Raw genomic sequence first — 16,994 nt, forward strand, 5'->3', positions numbered from 1 at the left:
ACACAGGAGCCACCCGATGACCGAGGTACACCACGGACTGGAGGGCGTCGTCGCCTTCGAGACGGAGATCGCCGAGCCCGACAAGGAGGGGTCCGCGCTCCGCTACCGCGGCGTCGACATCGAGGACATCGTCGGCCGCGTCCCCTTCGAGAACGTGTGGGGCCTGCTGATCGACGGCGCCTACACCCCCGGCCTGGCCCCCGCCGAGCCCTTCAACCTGCCGGTGCACACCGGTGACGTCCGCGTCGACGTGCAGGCCGCGGTCGCGATGCTCGCGCCGGCCTTCGGCTTCGGCCAGACCTACGACATCTCCGACGAGCAGGCCCGCGACGACATCGGGCGCCTCGCCGTCATGGTGCTCTCGTACGCCGCCCAGTCGGCGCGCGGTCTCAACAAGGCGATCGTGCCGCAGAAGGAGGTCGACGAGGGCGGGACCCTCGCCGAGAAGTTCCTGATCCGCTGGAAGGGCGAGGCCGACCCCAAGCACGTCAAGGCCATCGACGCCTACTGGAGCAGCGCGGCCGAGCACGGCATGAACGCCTCCACCTTCACCGCGCGCGTCATCACCTCCACCGGTGCCGACGTCGCGGCCGCCTTCTCCGGCGCCATCGGCGCGATGTCGGGCCCGCTGCACGGCGGCGCCCCGAGCCGCGTGCTCGGGATGATCTCCGACGTCGAGGAGTCCGGCGACGCCGAGGCCTACGTCAAGGGCCTGCTCGACCGCGGCGAGCGGCTGATGGGCTTCGGCCACCGTGTCTACCGCGCCGAGGACCCCCGCGCCCGGGTGCTGCGCCGCACCGCCAAGGAGCTCGACGCCCCGCGCTACGCGGTCGCCGAGGCCCTCGAGAAGGCAGCCCTCGCCGAGCTGCGCGAGCGCCGCCCCGACCGGGTCCTCGAGACCAACGTGGAGTTCTGGGCCGCGATCGTCCTCGACTTCGCCGAGGTCCCGGCCAACATGTTCACCTCGATGTTCACCTGCGCGCGCACCGGCGGCTGGTCGGCGCACATCCTGGAGCAGAAGCGCACCGGCCGCCTGATCCGCCCCTCCGCGGTCTACACCGGCCCGGGCGCCCGCCCGGCCTCGGAGATCGACGGCTGGCAGGAGGCCTGGGGAGCCTGATCCCCCGCTGGTCGACCGGGTCTCAGCGGAAGACCCGGTCGACCATCTCGAAGGCGCCCAGCTCCTGGTCGGAGCGGAAGTGGCGGTGGTCGGCCCGCACCCGGTCGAAGGCCTCGGCGGCGTACTCGACCACGTCCTGCACGAAGAGGTCCTCCGGGCCTATCGCCTCGAGCACGTCGGGCTCGATGTCGTGGTCGACCAGCCCCGCCTCGTCGGAGAGCGCGTGCGACTGCGCCAGCGAGGCGCCGCAGATGGCGGCGTACTTGCGCCACTGCTTGTCGGAGAGGTCGTCGAGGTCGATGTCGTCGCGGTACGGCGAGCGCTCGCGCACCATGAAGCTCAACCCGTCCATCTCGACCGCCCCGTAGAAGCGGTCCCCGCGCACCAGGTGCACGCCCTGGGCGTGGGAGATGCGGTCGGCGTTGCCGTCGACGACGTACTCCGAGGGCGGCACCAGCCCCGCGAGCGCCGAGCGCCGCGCCTGCTTGAGCTCGAGCAGCAGGTCGTCGGAGCCGTCGGCGTTCGGGCCCTCGACCATCAGGTAGTAGCGCGGCAGCCCGAGCGACGCGGTGCCCTGCCCCAGCCGCTGGCACACGTCCTTGACCCGCATCGCGCCGGCCCGCTCGGGCACCTCGATGCCGTTGTCGCGCACGAAGCGGTCGAGCGCCTCCTGGAACTCCGGGACCCGCGAGGAGACCGGCACGTGCTCGTCGTCGGCGCGGAAGCCGCGGCGGAACTCGTCGTGGTACTTGCGCGCCAGCCAGTGCGCTCGGTCCTCCTTCGCCGACTCGAAGAGCCTGCGGATCAGCTTGGGCGCGTTGTCCTCGCGCATCTGGCCCTGCTGCTCGGTGGCGTCGGTGGCGTAGCCGCGCATCGCCGACACGTAGCCGCGCACGAAGGCCGCGGCGATCCGGCGCTGCTGCTTGCGGCCGTGGCCGCCCTCCTCGGCGGCGGCGACCATGAACCCGGTCGCGCCGCGCTTGAGGTCCCAGGTGAACGGCGCGTAGTAGGCCTCGTCGAAGTCGTTGACGCCGAAGATCGGCACGTCGTCGGCGCTCGGCATCACCCCGAAGTTCTCGGGGTGCACGTCCCCGAGCGTCAGCACGGTCGGCATCCAGGCGTCCTCCCCGGCCAGGTCGCGGTAGAAGAGCAGGGCGGTGCCGCGGAAGAACGAGAACAGCGAGTCGTGCAGCTTCTCGAACTTCTCCGCCGCGTCCTGGCTGCGGCTCGAGATCCGGGTCTCGTGGTCCTCGCGGATCGTCTGGCGCACGTGGCGGCGCCGCTCCAGCCCGTCGAGGTGGCGGGGCAGGAAGACCATCTCGCCGCGGGCGCGCTGCAGGGCCAGCGAGCGGAACGCCTCGACCCGCGACCCGGTCTGCACCCCGGCCCCCACCGCCCGGGCCAGCTCCTCCTTGGTCATCGAGGAGCGTCCTCGTACGTCGGCGTCGCGGGCCCGCTGCATCAGCTCGTCGCGCGTCAGGTGGTCGGCGTCATCACTCATCCCCCCTTCCTACCCGTCTGCACCGGCTCCACCCACTCCCCGGCACCGCTCGCCCGGAGGGGTGGTCATGGCCTATGGTCGACGGCCATGACCAGCCGCGAAGCCGTCCGACTATGGGACGCCGAGGCCCCGGCCTTCGACCTCGCCGCCGACCACGGCCTGCTCGACAAGAGCGTGCGGGCCGCCTGGTCGCGTCTGATGCACGACCTCCTGCCCCCGCCGGCGAGCCGGGTGGCCGACCTCGGCTGCGGCACCGGCACCCTGGCGCTGCTGCTGGCCGAGCAGGGCCACAGCGTCGACGGCATCGACTTCTCCCCCGAGATGGTGGCGCGCGCGCTCACCAAGACCGCCCACGAGCCCGGGGTGAGCGTGACCGAGGCCGACGCCTACGACCCGCCGCTGACCCCCGGCGACTACGACGTCGTGCTCTCGCGCCACGTCCTGTGGGCGATGCCCGACCCCGTCGAGGCGCTGCGGCGCTGGTCGGCGCTGCTGGGCCCCGAGGGCCGGCTGGTGCTCGTCGAGGGCCACTGGTCGCAGGGCGACGGCACCCGGGGCGGCCTGACCGCCCAGGAGGTCGTGGAGGCGCTGCGCAGCATCGGCCGCACCGGCACCGTGCACCCGCTGCCCGACCCGCACCTGTGGGGCAAGCGCATCGACGACGAGCGGTACGCCGTCGTCAGCCTCGCACCCTGAGCGACCGCCCGGGTCAGCCCGCCCGGACCAGCAGCTCGCGCTGCGGCGAGACCGGCTGGGTGCCGTGGAAGAGCTCGAAGCGCCACCGCCCGTCGGCGGCGCTGAGGATGCCCGAGAGCTGGAAGCGCACGCGCTCGACGAGCCCGTCGGGGTAGTCGAGCACCGCCTCGGTGTCGCAGACGAACCACACCACGTCGCCGCGGCGCCGCGACCAGGTCTCGCCGGCCGCCCAGGACAGGGTGAAGGTCTCCTCGAAGAGCTCGGCGAGGAAGACCCGCAGCTCCTCGCTGCCGTGGGCGTGCTCACCGAGGTCGTCGCCGTAGACCGCGCCCTCCGGGGAGAAGCAGGCGACCGCGGCCTCGACGTCACGGGCCCCGAAGGCCACCGAGAGCCGGGCCAGCGCCCCGGTGACGAGGTCGTCGGCCCCCTGCGGCGGGGGCGGTTCGGTCGCGCTCATGCCACCTCAACGACACCGGCCCGGCCGGGGTACGCCCCCGACGGGCGGTCTGGTCAGAGCCGCTTGCCGAAGCAGCGCGAGAGCGGCGCGTCCTTGTAGTAGCCGAAGCCCGGCACCGGCTCGTAGCCCGAGGAGGTGTAGAGCGCGATCGCCTCCGGCTGCATGGTCCCGGTCTCGAGCACCACCGCCCGGGCGCCGGCCTCGGCGGCGCTGCGCTCGAGGTGGGCGAGGACCCGCCGCGCGAGCCCGCGACGCTGCGCCCGCGGGGCGACGTACATGCGCTTGACCTCGACGGTGACCAGGCCGGGGAAGGTGCCGACCTCGGTGCGCCGCCAGGCGCCGGTCGCGACCGGGACGCCGTCGAGGCGCCCGACGTAGAAGCTGCCGGTGGGCGGCTCGAACATCGCCGGGTCGAGGGGCGTCTCGTCGGGCCCGCCGTAGCGCGCGGTGTAGAGCTCCTGGACCTCGGCGACCAGCAGGGTCACGTCGGGGTGGGCGAAGCCGACCCGCTCCAGCTCGAAGGTGCCCTCAGGCGAGGGACGAACCGCACCCGTCACAGAACCTCGCGTCCTCGTCGTTGCGCACGCCGCAGGAGCGGCAGTACGGGCCGCCGGCGGCGGAGGTGCCGCGCTCCCGGTCGTCGACCGTGCGTCCGACCCCCATGATGCCCTCACCGTCGGTGAGGTAGGCCGCCGACTGCTTGAGCGTGGGCATGGTCTCGCCCGCGACGTAGCGCGACTGGGCGCCGATGGTGCTGGCGTTGAGCATCCCGAGGCCGATCACGGCCACCGGCATCCCGCCGAGGAAGGCCAGGATGGCCAGGCCCGGGGGCATGTCGTAGCCCTCGTAGGTGAAGACGGTCGTGATGCCCCAGGCGAAGGTCGCGCCGCCGCCGAGCAGCAGCAGCGCCCCCACGACGCGCAGCCCGACGCGGGTGCGCGTGGTGTCCGGCAGGTCGTTCCTGGTCATCGTCGCTCCCCACCTCGGGCCGCCGCTGCCACCACCCGTTGCGGGCAGCGTCCGGCCACGGGAGACAATAGGTCCTGTGAGCGACCCCGTGGTGGACCTGCGCATCCCCGTCGACCTGCTGCCCGCCGACGGCCGCTTCGGCTCCGGCCCCTCGAAGGTGCAGCCCTCCCACCTCGACGCGCTCGCCGCGACCGGCGCCTCGCTGATGGGCACCTCGCACCGTCAGGCCCCCGTCCGCTCGCTGGTGGGCCGGGTCGTCGAGGGCCTGCGCAGCCTGCTCGACGTGCCCGACGACCACGAGGTGGTGCTCGGCAACGGCGGGTCGACCGCCTTCTGGGACGTCGCCGCGCACGGCCTGGTCGAGCGCCGCAGCCAGCACCTGACCTACGGCGAGTTCACCTCGAAGTTCGCCACCGCCGTCGCCCGGGCGCCCTGGCTGGAGGAGCCGTCGGTGCGCAGCGCGCCCGCCGGCGGCCTCGCCACCCCGCTCGCCGAGGCCGGGGTCGACGCCTACGCCTGGGCCCACAACGAGACCTCGACCGGGGTGATGGCCTCCGTCGAGCGTCCGGCCGGGGCCGACCCCGACGCGCTGGTGCTCGTCGACGCCACCTCCGGTGCCGGCGGCCTGCCGGTCGACCTGCGCGCCACCGACGTCTACTACTTCGCGCCCCAGAAGGGCTTCGCCTCCGACGGCGGCCTCTGGATCGCCGTCATGTCGCCGGCGGCCCTCGAGCGCGCCGGACGGATCGCCGCGTCGGGCCGCTACGTCCCGGCGTTCCTCGACCTGCCCACCGCGATCGACAACGCGCGCAAGCAGCAGACCTACAACACCCCCGCCGTCGCGACCCTCTTCCTGCTCGCCGAGCAGCTGGACTGGATGAACGGCATCGGTGGCCTGCCCGCCGCGGTCGAGCGCACCACCCGCTCCTCCCAGCACCTCTACGCGTGGGCCGAGGCCCGCGCCTGGGCGCAGCCCTTCGTCACCGAGCCCGCCCACCGCTCCCTGGTCGTGGGCACCGTCGACCTCGACGACGCCGTGCCCGGGGCCACGGTCCGGTCGGTGCTGCGCGCCAACGGCGTGGTCGACGTCGAGCCCTACCGCAGCCTGGGCCGCAACCAGCTGCGGGTCGGCATGTTCCCGGCGGTCGACCCCGACGACGTGGTCGCCCTGACCCGCTGCGTCGACTGGGTCGTCGAGCGGCTCTGACCCGGCACCCCCGGCCCGGGACCGTCAGCCGAGCGCGATCGCCGCCAGCTCGGTGAGCGCGACCACCACGACCGTCACGGTCAGCAGCGCCGTGGCCCGGCCTCCCCTGGTCCGGCTCCGCCCCTCGGCCCCGTGCCGGGTCCGGTATCGGCCCAACCCCTCGAGCGCCACCCAGCCGCCGAGCACCACGCCGGCCACGGTCACCGCGACCACGCCCAGCCCCACCCGGCTGATGCTGAGCCGGGCCACCACCAGGGCGGCCACGACGACCGAGAGCGCGGTGCGCTGCCAGGCCAGCGCCGTGCGCTCGTTGGCCAGCCCGGGCGGCTCGGGCCTCACAGCACCAGCACGAGCACGCCGGCCGCGACCACCACGGCCCCGGCCAGCGTGGCCGCCGCACCGCCGGAGGGCAGGGGCAGGCCGCGCCGCATCGCCCGCTCGGAGCGGGCCCAGCGCAGCCAGGCCAGCACGGCGCAGGCCAGGCCGGCCACCACCAGCAGCGTGGCGAGCGAGCGCTGCAGCGCCTCGGGTGCGTCCAGGTCGATGACGTCGACGGCCACCCCCGCCGCGACGAGCGCGAGCGCGGTGCGGATCCAGGCCAGGAAGGTGCGCTCGTTGGCGAAGCTGAAGCGGGGGTCGGGCTCCTCGCCGCCGTCGTAGACCCACCGCGGCCAGCGGTGCTCGTCCTGCGTCACGTGCGCCTCCTCCGGGGACCGGCGTCCGGCACGGCCGCCCGCGTAGATTGTGGCCCGTCATGTCGTCCTGCTGCAGCCCCGGTCGTCCCGAGCCCACCACCGGTGGGGCCGCCCTGCCCACCGCCCGCGCCGCCGGCCCGTTGACCGGGCTGCTCGACCTGCCCGGCGGGACCTTCGAGATGGGCAGCGAGGACGCCGACGCCAACCCCGAGGACCTCGAGGGGCCGGTGCGGCCCGTCGAGGTGGCGCCGTTCTCCATCGGCCGCACCACCGTCACCACTGACGAGTTCGCCGCCTTCGTCGACGCCACCGGCTGGGTCACCGAGTCCGAGCGGCTGGGCTGGTCCTACGTCTTCGCCGGCTTCCTGCCCGGGGCGCTGCGCAAGGTCTCGCCCCGGGTGCCGGGCACGCCCTGGTGGTGCGGGGTCGCCGGCGCCACCTGGCGGGCCCCCGAGGGCCCCGGCAGCGACCTGTCCGGTCGCGGCGACCACCCGGTGGTGCACGTGTCCTTCCACGACGCGGCGGCGTACGCCGCGTGGGCCGGCGCCCGGCTGCCCACCGAGGCCGAGTGGGAGTACGCCGCCCGCGGCGGGCTCGAGCAGGCGCGCTACCCCTGGGGCGACGAGCTGACCCCGGGCGGCGAGCACCGCTGCAACATCTGGCAGGGCACGTTCCCGACCCGCAACACCGCCGAGGATGGCTACCGCGGCACCTCCCCGGTCACCGCTTTCCCCGCCAACGGCTACGGCCTGCACGACGCCGCCGGCAACGTGTGGGAGTGGGTCGACGAGCAGTGGGACCGGCCCGGCGCCCCCGGGTCGCGCGTGGTGCGCGGCGGGTCCTACCTGTGCCACGCGTCGTACTGCAACCGCTACCGCGTGGGGGCGCGGTCGGCCAACACCCCCGACAGCGCCAGCGGCAACCAGGGGTTCCGGGTCGCGGCCGACCTGCCGGCGCCCGACCTCAGAGCGCGGCGCTGACCACGTCGTAGGCCGCGCGGCCGAACGCGACGAACCGCGCCTCGCGCAGCCCGGTGTCGGCGGTGCGCAGCACCTCGAGCGCGGCGGTGACCGAGTCGGAGGCCGACCAGCCGTAGACGCCCGCGCCGACCAGGGGCAGCGCCAGGCTGGCGGCCCCGACCTCATCGGCGACCTCGAGCGCCCGGGCGTAGCAGGAGACCAGCAGCGACCGGTCGGTCTCGCCGGCGGTGCGGTCGGGGCCCACCACGTGGATGACCCAGCGTGCGGGCAGGTCGCCCGCGGTGGTCCAGCCCGCGTCGCCGGTGGCCAGGCCGTCGGGGAATCGGCGCCGGCAGTCCTCCAGCACAGCCGGGCCGCCCGCGGCGTGGATCGCGCCGTCGACCCCACCGCCGCCGCGCATCCGGCGGTTGGCGGCGTTGACGACCGCGTCGACGGCCTGGGTGGTGATGTCGCCGTGGACGACCGTGATCTGCATGCTCCTCCTCAGGACCCCCGGATCAGCCGCAGCGTCGCCCGCTCGAGGGCGGCCTGCCGCTGGTCGGGGGTGTCGTGGTGGCGGCGGGTGGTGCCGGCGATGGTGCGGCCCTCCTCGTAGGCCTCGACGACGCGCGGGTCGACGTACGACGAGCGGGCCAGGGTGGGGGTGTTGCCCAGGAAGCCCGAGACCTCCTTCATCGCCCCGGCCACGGCCCGCTTGCGCGAGGCCGCCGACTCGCCGTGCTCGGTGGTCTCGGCCAGCGCGGCCGCGGCCAGCACCGTGGCGTGCCAGGTGCGGAAGTCCTTCGCGGTGGCCTCGAGCCCGGTGGAGGCCCGCACGTACTCGTTGACCAGGTCGGGCAGCACCGAGCGCCACGACCGGCCGTTCTTGTAGGACAGCAGCCGCAGGTCTCCCCCGCGGCGGCGGCGCATCACCTCGAGCGCCTCGATGACGGTGACGTCGTCGATCTCGATGCGGTGGTCGACACCGGACTTGCCGGTGAAGGTGAAGACCAGCCGGTCCTGGCGCCGGCGCACGTGGCGGCGCTCGAGGGTGGTCAGCCCGAAGGAGCCGTTCTCGTCGGCGTAGACGTCGTTGCCGATGCGGAAGTAGCCGAGGTCCAGCAGCCGCACCGCCGCCGCGCAGGCCCGCTCCAGCGGCATCCCCTCCGAGCCGAGGTCCCTGACCACCAGCTCGCGCGCCCGGGCCAGCCCCTTGCCGAACTCCAGCATCCGGTCGAACTTCTCGGCGTCGCGCTTCTCGCGCCAGGCCGGGTGGTAGAGGTACTGGCGGCGTCCGGCGTCGTCGGTGCCGACCGCCTGCAGGTGGCCGTTCTCGTGGGGCGTGATCCACACGTCCTGCCAGGCCGGCGGGATCACCAGGTCGCGCACCCGCTGCGCGGCGTCCTCGGGCAGCCGCTCGCCGCCCGCGTCGAGGTAGACGAACCCGCGTCCGGCCCGCCGGCGGGTCCAGCCCGGCTGGTCGGGAGAGGTCCTGCGCAGCCGCACCATGGGCCAGAACCTAGCCAGCGGCACGGGCCCGCCGTACCACCCGCCGGTGTGAGCCTCAGCGGCGTCGTACGGCGCGCGCGAGCAGCAGCGAGGCCAGCAGCACCGCGGTCGCGGCCCCGAGCAGCCAGGTCAGCGGGACGGTGCGCAGGCTCTCGTCCTGCACCCGGTCGACCGGCGGCGCCTGCTCCTGCTCGGCGGGGTCCTCAGGCTCGGGCTCGGCGGTCGGTGCGGGCTCGGGGGCCACCGCCCGCTCCACCTCGGCCGGCAGCGGCACCTCGAGCACGTCGGTGAACTGCCCCTCGGTGCTGACCAGCACCCGCCCGTCGGCGGTGACCGCGATGCCCTCGCCCTGCTGCTGGTCGGGCAGCTCGAGGTCGCCCACCTCCCGCATCGACGGCCAGGCGTAGACCACCGCGCGGGCGTAGTCGCGCACCACCAGGTGCCGCCCGTCCGGCCAGAACGCCCCGTCGGTGGCGATCGGCAGCACCCCGGCGACCTCGCGCAGCTCGTTGGGGGCGTCGGGGTCGAGCCGGGCGGGCGCCTCGTAGAGCGCGCCGCCGAAGAAGCTCTTGGAGGCGACGTAGAGCCGCCCGGTCCCCGGGTGGCGCAGCAGCGTCTCGGCGTCGCGGGCCCCGCCCGGGTAGACCAGCTCGTACGTCGACCCGGCGGCCTGGTCCCGGGCGTCGATCTCGCCGCGGCCCACCGGCACCCGGGCCACCGAGACCGAGTCGCGGGCGGCCGCGTTGTCGCCGATGTCGCCGACCCACACGGCCGCCGGCCCGGCGGGCGCCAGCGCCTCGACGTCGGTGGGGGTGTCGGACCACGTGGTGACCCCGACGGTGCGTCCCTCCGGGCCGACGGCGAAGACCCGCCCGGTGTCGCCGGAGTCGTTGGTGGTCAGCAGCAGGTCGCCGGCGGCCACCAGGCCGCTGGACTCGAGGATCTCGGGGTCGGCGAAGCTCAGCACCACCTCGGCGTCGTCGTCGCCGGTCGCCGCCTGCGCGGCCAGCCCCACGGCGAAGGGGGCGGCCAGGGCGAGGGCCACGAGCGGCCCGCGCAGCCGGTCAGGCACCCGCATCCTGCTGCTCCAGGAGCACCGCGAGGCGCGGCGTCAACCCCCAGGTCGCGACCAGCTCGTCGTACTCCGTGCGCAGCGTGCCGCCGCGCACCGGCGAACCGGTGCGGGTGGCGCGCAGCAGCGTGTTGCGCGGCGTGTGCTGGCTCTCGACGAACTGCACGACGTCGACCTTGTAGCCGGCCAGGCGCATCAGCGAGGCGCGCAGCGCGTCGGTGAGGGTGTCGGCGAAGCGCTCGCGCAGGATGCCGTGCCGGGTCAGCGCGGCGTACGGCGACGGGGTGGGCGCGCGGCGCAGCTGGGCGGCCACGTCGTGGTGGCAGCAGGGCGCGGCGAGCACGACCGGCGCGCCCCAGGCGACGGCGCGCGCCAGGGCCTCGTCGGTGGCGGTGTCGCAGGCGTGCAGCGCCAGCACCACCTCGGGCGCGGGGTCGACCTCGGCGTCGGCGATGGTGCCGACCACGAAGCTCGCGTCGGCGCCGAGCCGGCCCGCGACGGCACTGTTGTGCTCGCGCGACTGCTCCTTGACGTCGACGCCGGTGACGGCCACCGGCAGCGAGCGCACGTGGGAGAGGTAGCGGTGCGCGGCGAACGTCAGGTAGGCGTTGCCGCAGCCGAGGTCGACCACGCGCAGCGGCTCGGCCTCGGTCGGGCGGCGCAGGTGGCCCTTCTCGACGGCCTCGACGACGGTGGTGTCGAGCAGCCGCAGGAACTCCTCGACCTGGCGGTACTTCGCCTGCCGGCTCGGCTTGAGCCGGCCCTGCGCGTCGGTGAGGCCGAGCTCGCGGAAGAGCGGGTCGTCCTCGGGCAGCAGCCGCTCCTTGCCGCGGTCGTGGCCGCGGCTGGCCTCGACGGCCTCCTTGCGGTCGCTGGTGTGCACCAGCGCCTCGCCCTTCTTGGTCACCCGCAGCTGGTGGCTCTGCGTGGTGGTCTCGACGTGCCAGTTGCCGAAGGGCTCGTCGAGCAGCGCGTCGACGGCGTCGCGCGCCGGGCTGGGCTGCCGCGGCTCACCGACGGCGTGGTTCGCGGTGTGCGCCTGCTGCTCGTCGTACGACGTGACCTGCAGGTGGCGCCCCGCCTTGAGGTCGACGTAGCGCAGCTCGACGCGGCGCCACTGCGGGGCGCCGCCCTTCTGCCGGCCCGAGGCGACCGCGCGCACGAGGGTGTCGGGGTCGAGCAGGTGGCTGCGCATGCGGGCCAGGCCGCGGAGCAGGGGTTCGCTCATCTCGGCCTCAGACCAGGGCGGCGACGACGACGATCAGCAGCAGCGTCGCGAGGGCCACGGGGATCACGAGGCGTCGCTGGCGGGGGTTCACGAGCTCATCACCGCCCCAGCCTAGAAGCCCACAGCTCGGCCAGGTGCATCGTCGGCACGCCCGCGAGGTCGTCGAGCTGCACCCGGCACGACATGCCGTCGGCGAGCACCACGGCGTCGGGCTGCGAGCGCACCGCCGGCAGCAGGTGGGTCTCGGCGACCGCCACCGACACGTCGTAGTGGCCCTTCTCCATGCCGAAGTTGCCGGCCAGCCCGCAGCAGCCCGCGACGCGGGTGACGGTGGCACCGGCCCGCTCGAGCAGCGCCTGGTCGGCGTCCCAGCCGAGCACGGCGTGCTGGTGGCAGTGCGGCTGGGCGACGACCTGCACCCCGGTGAGGTCGGGCAGCGGCAGGTCGAGGCGGGTGGCGAGCTCGGCGAAGGTCAGCACGCCCTCGGCGACCTGCTGGGCGCGCGGGTCGTCGCTGAGCTCGACGAGGTCGCTGCGCAGGGTGGCCAGGCAGGACGGCTCGAGGCCGACCACCGGCGTGCCGGTGCCGACGTACGACGCCAGGGTCGCCGCGGTGCGCGCGGCGATGGCGCGGGCCCTGGTGAGCTGGCCGGTGGTGATCCAGGTCAGCCCGCAGCAGGCGTCCTCGTCGATGACGCGCACCCGCAGGCCGGCGGCCTCGAGCACCTCGATCGCGGCGTGGCCCGAACCGGGCAGGAAGTGGTCGGTGAAGGAGTCGGCCCAGACCCACACGTCGGGGGCGTCGGTGTCGCCCAGGCGGCCGGTCGCCGCTGCCTTGCGCAGGGTGCGGGGCGCGAAGTCGGGGATGGAGCGGCGCTGGTCGATGCCGGCGGTGGCCTTGGCCAGGCGGGCGAGCGGACGCAGCCGCAGGCTGCGGTTGACGACCGGGGCGAGGGGCGCGGCCAGCCGCGCCCACATCGGGAGCCGGCCCAGGGTCAGGTGGCTGCGGGGGCGGCGCTCGGTGGCACCCTCGCCGTCGTGGCGCTGGTGCAGCGCCTCGGCCTTGTAGGTGGCCATGTCGACGCCGGTGGGGCAGTCGGAGGCGCAGCCCTTGCAGGCCAGGCACAGGTCGAGCGCCTCGGCCACGGCCGGGTCGCCCAGGCCCTGCACCAGCTCGCCGTCGAGGGCCTCCTGCAGCACCCGGGCGCGACCGCGGGTGGAGTCCTTCTCGTCGCGGGTCGCCTGCCACGAGGGGCACATCACCCCGGTCGTGGCGCCGGTGTGCGGGGCGACGCACTTGCCGACGCCGGTGCAGCGGTGCACGGCCGCGCCCAGCGAGCCGTCGTCGTGCAGCAGGCGCAGCACGGTGCGCGGCTCGTGGCGCGGGCGGGCCGGGCGCAGGTGCGCGTCGAACGGGTCCGGGTCGACGAGCACGCCCGGGTTGAGCAGGTCGTCGGGGTCGCAGACCGCCTTGGCGGCGCCGAAGAGCCGCAGCGACTCCTCGTCGTACATCACCGACAGCAGCTCGGAGCGGGCCCGGCCGTCGCCGTGCTCGCCCGAGAGCGAGCCGCCGTGCTCGCGCAGCTTGTGCGCGCAGGCGGTGAGGAACTCGCGGAAGCGGCGGCGCCCGGCCTCGGGGTCGGTGTCGCGGTCGGAGAAGTCGAAGTCGATGCGCACGTGCACGCAGCCGTCGCCGAAGTGGCCGTAGGGCACCCCCTGCAGCTCGTGGCCCTCGAGCAGCTCGTCGAAGTCGCGCAGCCAGGCGCCGAGCCGCTCCGGCGGCACCGCGGCGTCCTCCCAGCCCGAGAGCGCCTGCCGCTCGAGGCTGCGGGCGGCGAGGCCGGCGCCGTCCTCGCGGATGCGCCACAGCGCGGCCGACTCGCGGGCGTCGGTGACCAGGCGGTGCTCCAGCGGCTCGGCGGCCGCCAGCACCGGGGTGACCAGGCCGGGGTCGGTGAGCTCGACGAAGAGCCAGCCGCCGCCGCGCGGCAGGTCGGGCACGGCGCTGCCGCGCCCGCGCACCAGGTCGACGATGCGGGCGTCGAGGCCCTCGCAGGCCACCAGCGGCGACCCGCTCGGGCTGCCGTGGGCGTCGGGGCCGCCGGGGGTGCGGGCCGCGGCCAGGATGGCCGGCACCGCGTCGGCCGCCTCGACCATCGAGGGGTAGCCCAGCACCAGCATCTGGCGCACCGGCTCGTCGGGCACCAGCCGGACCGTCGCGCCGAGCACGACGCCCAGGGTGCCCTCGGAGCCGGCCAGGAAGCGCTCGAGGCGCCGGCCGTTCTCGGGCAGCAGGTGCTCGAAGGAGTAGCCGCTGACCTGGCGGGTGAAGCGCCCGAACTCGGTGCGCACGTGGGCCAGCGAGGCGTCGGTGATCGCGGCCAGCGCGTCGCCGGCCGCCGAGGGCCCGCCGCCGCTCCAGACCTCGCCGGTGCCGAACGCGACGTCGAGGCCGACCACGTTGTCGGCGGTGCGGCCGTAGCCCAGCGCCCGCGAGCCGCAGGCGTTGTTGCCGATCATCCCGCCGATCGTGCAGCGCGGGTGGGTCGAGGGGTCGGGCCCGAAGCGCAGCCCCTGGGCCAGCGCCGCGCGCTGGAGGGTGGCGTGCACGGTGCCCGGCTCGACGACGGCCGTGCCGGCCTCCGCGTCGATCGAGAGGACCTTGTCGAGGTGGCGCGCGGTGTCGACCACGATGCCGGGCCCGACCGCGTTGCCGGCGATCGAGGTGCCGGCGCCGCGCATCGTCACCGGCACCCCGGTCGCCCGCGACGCGTCGAGCACCGCGAGCAGCTCGTCGCGGTGCCGCGGTCGTACGACGACGCGGGGCGGCACGCGGTAGAGCGAGGCGTCGGTGGAGTAGAGCGCCCGCGCCAGCGTCGAGTCGTCGACGTCGCCCACGCCCCGCCGGCGCAGCTCGGCGGCGATGTCGGTGCTGCTCAGCGTCTGGCTCACCCGCCCATTGTCGCGGAGGGGCGGTGACCCGCCGCGCCCGGTCTCACCAGTGCTGCATGGAGCTGCGGAAGATCCCCGCCAGGTCCTCGGCGTGCACCTCGCGGGGTGCGGTGGCCAGCAGCCGCTGCTGCTTGAGCGCGCCCTCGACCAGGTCGTCGACGTCCGCCTCGCCGTAGCCGACCTCGGCCAGGCCGTTGGGGATGCCGATGTCGCGCATCAGCGTGGCCAGCACGTCGGGCAGCACGTCGGGGCCGGTGGCCGAGTCGGGGACCGACGGGTCGAGCAGCCGCGCCGCGGCCAGGTGCCGCTCGGGGGAGGCCTCGTAGGTGAAGCGGAACGCCTCGGGCGCGGTCAGCGTCACCGCCATGCCGTGCGGCACCATCGCCTCGTCCTGCGGGTAGCCCTCGGGCCGGTAGTCGCGCACCCGCCCGGCGATCGGGTAGGCGTTGGCGTGCGGGATGTGCACGCCGGCGTTGCCGAAGCCCAGGCCCGCGAAGGTGGCGGCCAGCGCCATCTGCTCGCGCGCGACCACGTCGCTGCCGTCGGCGACCGCGGCGCGGAAGGACGTCGCGAGCAGCGACATCGCCTTCTCCGACCACAGGTCGGCGATCGGGTTGGCCCCGCAGTAGGGCACCCGCTGCTCGGGGGTCTTGGCCTCGAAGTCGCCGAACCACTTCGCGGTCCAGCTCTCGAGTGCGTGGCACAGGATGTCCATGCCCGCCGCCGCGGTGACCATCGTCGGCTGGCCCATCGTCAGGGCCGGGTCGACCACGGCCATCGTCGGGCGCAGCGCCGGGTGGCTGATGCCCGTCTTGACGTGCAGCGAGAGCACGTCGAGCACGCAGATGGTGGTGCTCTCCGAGCCGGTGCCGGTCGTGGTCGGCACCGCCACCAGCGGCAGCAGCCGGTTGACCGGCGCCTGCGCCCGGCCGACCGGCGCGTTGATGTAGTCCATCAGCTCGCCGGGGTTGGTGGTGAGCAGGTTGACCGCCTTCGCGGTGTCGATGGCCGACCCGCCGCCGACGGCCAGGATCGCGTCGAAGGGACCGGCGTCGCGCGCGAAGGCGATCGCGTGGGCCATCGACTCGTCGGTGGGCTCGACGTGCACGCCGTCGTACGTCGTCACCTCGAGGCCGCGGGCGGTGACCTGCTCGGCGATGCGGGCGGGCGCCCCGGTGGCCGCGACACCCGGGTCGGTGACCAGCAGCACCCGCCGGGCGCCGTGGCCCAGCAGGTCGTGGCCGATCTCGGCGGAGGCGCCGGTGCCGAACTTCAGCGCGGGGGCGGCGTAGGTGAAGACGGTCTCGCTCATGGCCACACCCTAGGCCGGGATCGGTCGTAGGATCTGGCGAGCCGACGGCACAGGAGGGGGGACGTCGTGCGTCGACCGCATGCGCGCGCGCTGCTGGTGCTGGCCGCTGCCCTGGTGCTGGTGCTGGCCGCCGTCGCCTCGGCCGTGGTGCTCACCGGCTCCCTCGAGGCCGACGAGCCGTCCACGGGCTCGGCGCCGCGACCGGTGGTGGAGGGCAACCGGCTCGTCGACGGGCGCACCGGCGAGGCGTGGGTGCCCCGCGGGGTCAACTGGAGCAGCCTCGAGTACGCCTGCGCGCAGGGCTGGGGCTACTCCTCGCTCGAGGCCGGCGGCACCGACCCGATGACCACCCAGGCGCTGGCCATCGCCGGCTGGGGCGCCGACACGGTCCGGCTGCCGCTCAACCAGGACTGCTGGCTGGGCACCCGGGCGGCGCCGGTCAGCGACGAGTACACCGAGCGCACCCCCGCGGGCTACCGCGCCCACGTCGGCGCCTTCGTCGAGGCGCTCAACGCCCAGGGCCTGGTGGTCGTGCTCGACCTCCACAGCCGCAAGCGCATCGGCACCCCCGAGTTCGGCAACCTCGCCATGCCCGACTCGGAGTCGCTGGCCTTCTGGCGCTCGGTGGGCGAGGCCTACGCCGACAACGCCTCGGTCATGTTCGACGCCTTCAACGAGCCCTACTCCCGCTACGACGCCGCCGACCGCCTGGTCTTCGACCTGACCTGGGAGTGCTGGCGCGACGGCGGCTGCGCCGCCCCCGCCGAGGACGACCGCACCGCCACGACCGGCCGCACGACGTACACGGCGCAGGGCATGCAGGCCGTCGTCGACGCCCTCCGCGACGCCGGCGCCGAGCAGCCGGTCCTCCTGGGTGGCCTCGACTACGCCAACGACCTGTCCGGCTGGTGGGAGCACCGGCCCGACGACGACCAGCTGGTCGCGGCCTTCCACGCCTACGACTTCAAGGCGTGCGCCACCAGCGAGTGCTGGGACGAGGTGCTGGCGCCGCTCGCCCGACGGGTGCCGGTGCTGACCGGCGAGCTCGGCGCCACCGACCCGCTCGACGGCTGGGTGGCCGGCTACCTCGACTGGGCCGACCAGCACGGCGTCGGGGCGCTGTTCTGGGTGTGGGCCGACCACGCCGGCGACCCCATGTCCCTGGGTCGCGGCCTGAGCGGCCGGCCGACCGCGTGGGGGCGCCTGGCGCGGTCCTGGATGCAGGCGGGGGCACGGGTCTCCTAGCAGGTCGCGAGCGCGTTGCCGCCCTGGTCAGAGCGGGTCCCTACCTGTTACCCGGGCGTGGACCTCCTGTTCC

General features: G+C 75.0%; 17 protein-coding genes. 5 read left to right on the plus strand and 12 right to left on the minus strand.

The window, feature by feature from the left end:
- Positions 1-16 precede the first annotated feature (16 nt).
- On the plus strand, positions 17-1,120 hold the full coding sequence (locus tag OCU29_RS08625) for a citrate synthase 2 (RefSeq protein WP_261819594.1): 1,104 nt from the start codon (positions 17-19) through the stop codon (positions 1,118-1,120).
- A 22-nt stretch (positions 1,121-1,142) separates the two neighbouring features.
- On the opposite strand, the gene OCU29_RS08630 is transcribed toward OCU29_RS08625, so the two are convergent.
- On the minus strand, positions 1,143-2,621 hold the full coding sequence (locus tag OCU29_RS08630) for a DUF2252 domain-containing protein (protein ID WP_261819595.1): 1,479 nt from the start codon (positions 2,619-2,621) through the stop codon (positions 1,143-1,145).
- Between the two features lie 87 nt (positions 2,622-2,708).
- Here OCU29_RS08630 and OCU29_RS08635 point away from each other — a divergent pair, with 87 nt between their 5' ends.
- Positions 2,709-3,317, plus strand: a complete 609-nt coding sequence (locus OCU29_RS08635; protein ID WP_261819596.1) for a class I SAM-dependent methyltransferase — start codon at positions 2,709-2,711, stop codon at positions 3,315-3,317.
- 13 nt (positions 3,318-3,330) lie between these two features.
- Here OCU29_RS08635 and OCU29_RS08640 read toward each other — a convergent pair whose 3' ends face one another.
- From OCU29_RS08640 to OCU29_RS08650, 3 genes are read right to left on the minus strand one after another with little or no spacing between them, the layout of a single operon-like run.
- Positions 3,331-3,774, minus strand: a complete 444-nt coding sequence (locus OCU29_RS08640) for a nuclear transport factor 2 family protein (RefSeq protein WP_261819597.1) — start codon at positions 3,772-3,774, stop codon at positions 3,331-3,333.
- Between the two features lie 53 nt (positions 3,775-3,827).
- Positions 3,828-4,331, minus strand: coding sequence for a GNAT family N-acetyltransferase (locus OCU29_RS08645; protein WP_261819598.1), 504 nt, complete (start codon positions 4,329-4,331; stop codon positions 3,828-3,830).
- A complete protein-coding gene (locus OCU29_RS08650; protein WP_261819599.1) occupies positions 4,303-4,743 on the minus strand; it encodes a zinc ribbon domain-containing protein in 441 nt (146 codons plus the stop codon). Before OCU29_RS08650 ends, OCU29_RS08645 begins: the two co-directional genes overlap by 29 nt.
- A gap of 76 nt (positions 4,744-4,819) precedes the next feature.
- Here OCU29_RS08650 and serC point away from each other — a divergent pair, with 76 nt between their 5' ends.
- Positions 4,820-5,950: a phosphoserine transaminase gene (gene serC / locus OCU29_RS08655; protein WP_261819600.1), complete on the plus strand. Its 1,131-nt coding sequence runs from the start codon at positions 4,820-4,822 to the stop codon at positions 5,948-5,950.
- Positions 5,951-5,974: 24 nt separating this feature from the next.
- On the opposite strand, the gene OCU29_RS08660 is transcribed toward serC, so the two are convergent.
- Positions 5,975-6,289 carry a DUF202 domain-containing protein gene (locus OCU29_RS08660; protein ID WP_261819601.1) on the minus strand — a complete coding sequence of 105 codons (315 nt, stop codon included), beginning with the start codon at positions 6,287-6,289 and terminating at the stop codon, positions 5,975-5,977.
- A complete protein-coding gene (locus OCU29_RS08665; protein WP_261819602.1) occupies positions 6,286-6,645 on the minus strand; it encodes a YidH family protein in 360 nt (119 codons plus the stop codon). Before OCU29_RS08665 ends, OCU29_RS08660 begins: the two co-directional genes overlap by 4 nt.
- 59 nt (positions 6,646-6,704) lie before the next feature.
- On the opposite strand from OCU29_RS08665, the gene OCU29_RS08670 reads away from it, so the two are divergent.
- Complete coding sequence (locus OCU29_RS08670; protein ID WP_261819603.1) at positions 6,705-7,625, plus strand: formylglycine-generating enzyme family protein; 921 nt, start codon at positions 6,705-6,707, stop codon at positions 7,623-7,625.
- Here OCU29_RS08670 and OCU29_RS08675 read toward each other — a convergent pair.
- The 6 genes from OCU29_RS08675 to OCU29_RS08700 all read right to left on the minus strand — a co-directional run bounded on the left by OCU29_RS08675 (position 7,609) and on the right by OCU29_RS08700 (position 15,676).
- Complete coding sequence (locus OCU29_RS08675; protein WP_261819604.1) at positions 7,609-8,100, minus strand: macro domain-containing protein; 492 nt, start codon at positions 8,098-8,100, stop codon at positions 7,609-7,611. The two genes, OCU29_RS08670 and OCU29_RS08675, sit on opposite strands and share 17 nt — an antisense overlap.
- Positions 8,101-8,108: 8 nt before the next feature.
- Complete coding sequence (locus OCU29_RS08680) at positions 8,109-9,113, minus strand: DNA topoisomerase IB (protein ID WP_179614363.1); 1,005 nt, start codon at positions 9,111-9,113, stop codon at positions 8,109-8,111.
- A gap of 55 nt (positions 9,114-9,168) precedes the next feature.
- On the minus strand, positions 9,169-10,185 hold the full coding sequence (locus OCU29_RS08685) for a hypothetical protein (RefSeq protein WP_261819605.1): 1,017 nt from the start codon (positions 10,183-10,185) through the stop codon (positions 9,169-9,171).
- The gene (locus OCU29_RS08690) at positions 10,178-11,413 is read right to left on the minus strand and encodes an SAM-dependent methyltransferase (protein WP_179614365.1); all 1,236 of its coding nucleotides are present in this window, start codon (positions 11,411-11,413) and stop codon (positions 10,178-10,180) included. Before OCU29_RS08690 ends, OCU29_RS08685 begins: the two co-directional genes overlap by 8 nt.
- Positions 11,414-11,511: 98 nt before the next feature.
- Positions 11,512-14,364 carry an FAD-binding and (Fe-S)-binding domain-containing protein gene (locus OCU29_RS08695; protein WP_261819606.1) on the minus strand — a complete coding sequence of 951 codons (2,853 nt, stop codon included), beginning with the start codon at positions 14,362-14,364 and terminating at the stop codon, positions 11,512-11,514.
- 43 nt (positions 14,365-14,407) lie between these two features.
- On the minus strand, positions 14,408-15,676 hold the full coding sequence (locus OCU29_RS08700; protein ID WP_261819607.1) for a hydroxyacid-oxoacid transhydrogenase: 1,269 nt from the start codon (positions 15,674-15,676) through the stop codon (positions 14,408-14,410).
- 66 nt (positions 15,677-15,742) lie between these two features.
- Between OCU29_RS08700 and OCU29_RS08705 the strand changes: the two genes are divergently transcribed.
- Positions 15,743-16,921 (plus strand): glycoside hydrolase family 5 protein, encoded by a 1,179-nt coding sequence (locus OCU29_RS08705; RefSeq protein ID WP_261819608.1) that lies wholly within the window; start codon positions 15,743-15,745, stop codon positions 16,919-16,921.
- Positions 16,922-16,994: the final 73 nt, after the last annotated feature.

It is taken from the genome of Nocardioides sp. OK12 (assembly GCF_024341885.1).
GTDB lineage: Bacteria > Actinomycetota > Actinomycetes > Propionibacteriales > Nocardioidaceae > Nocardioides > Nocardioides marinisabuli.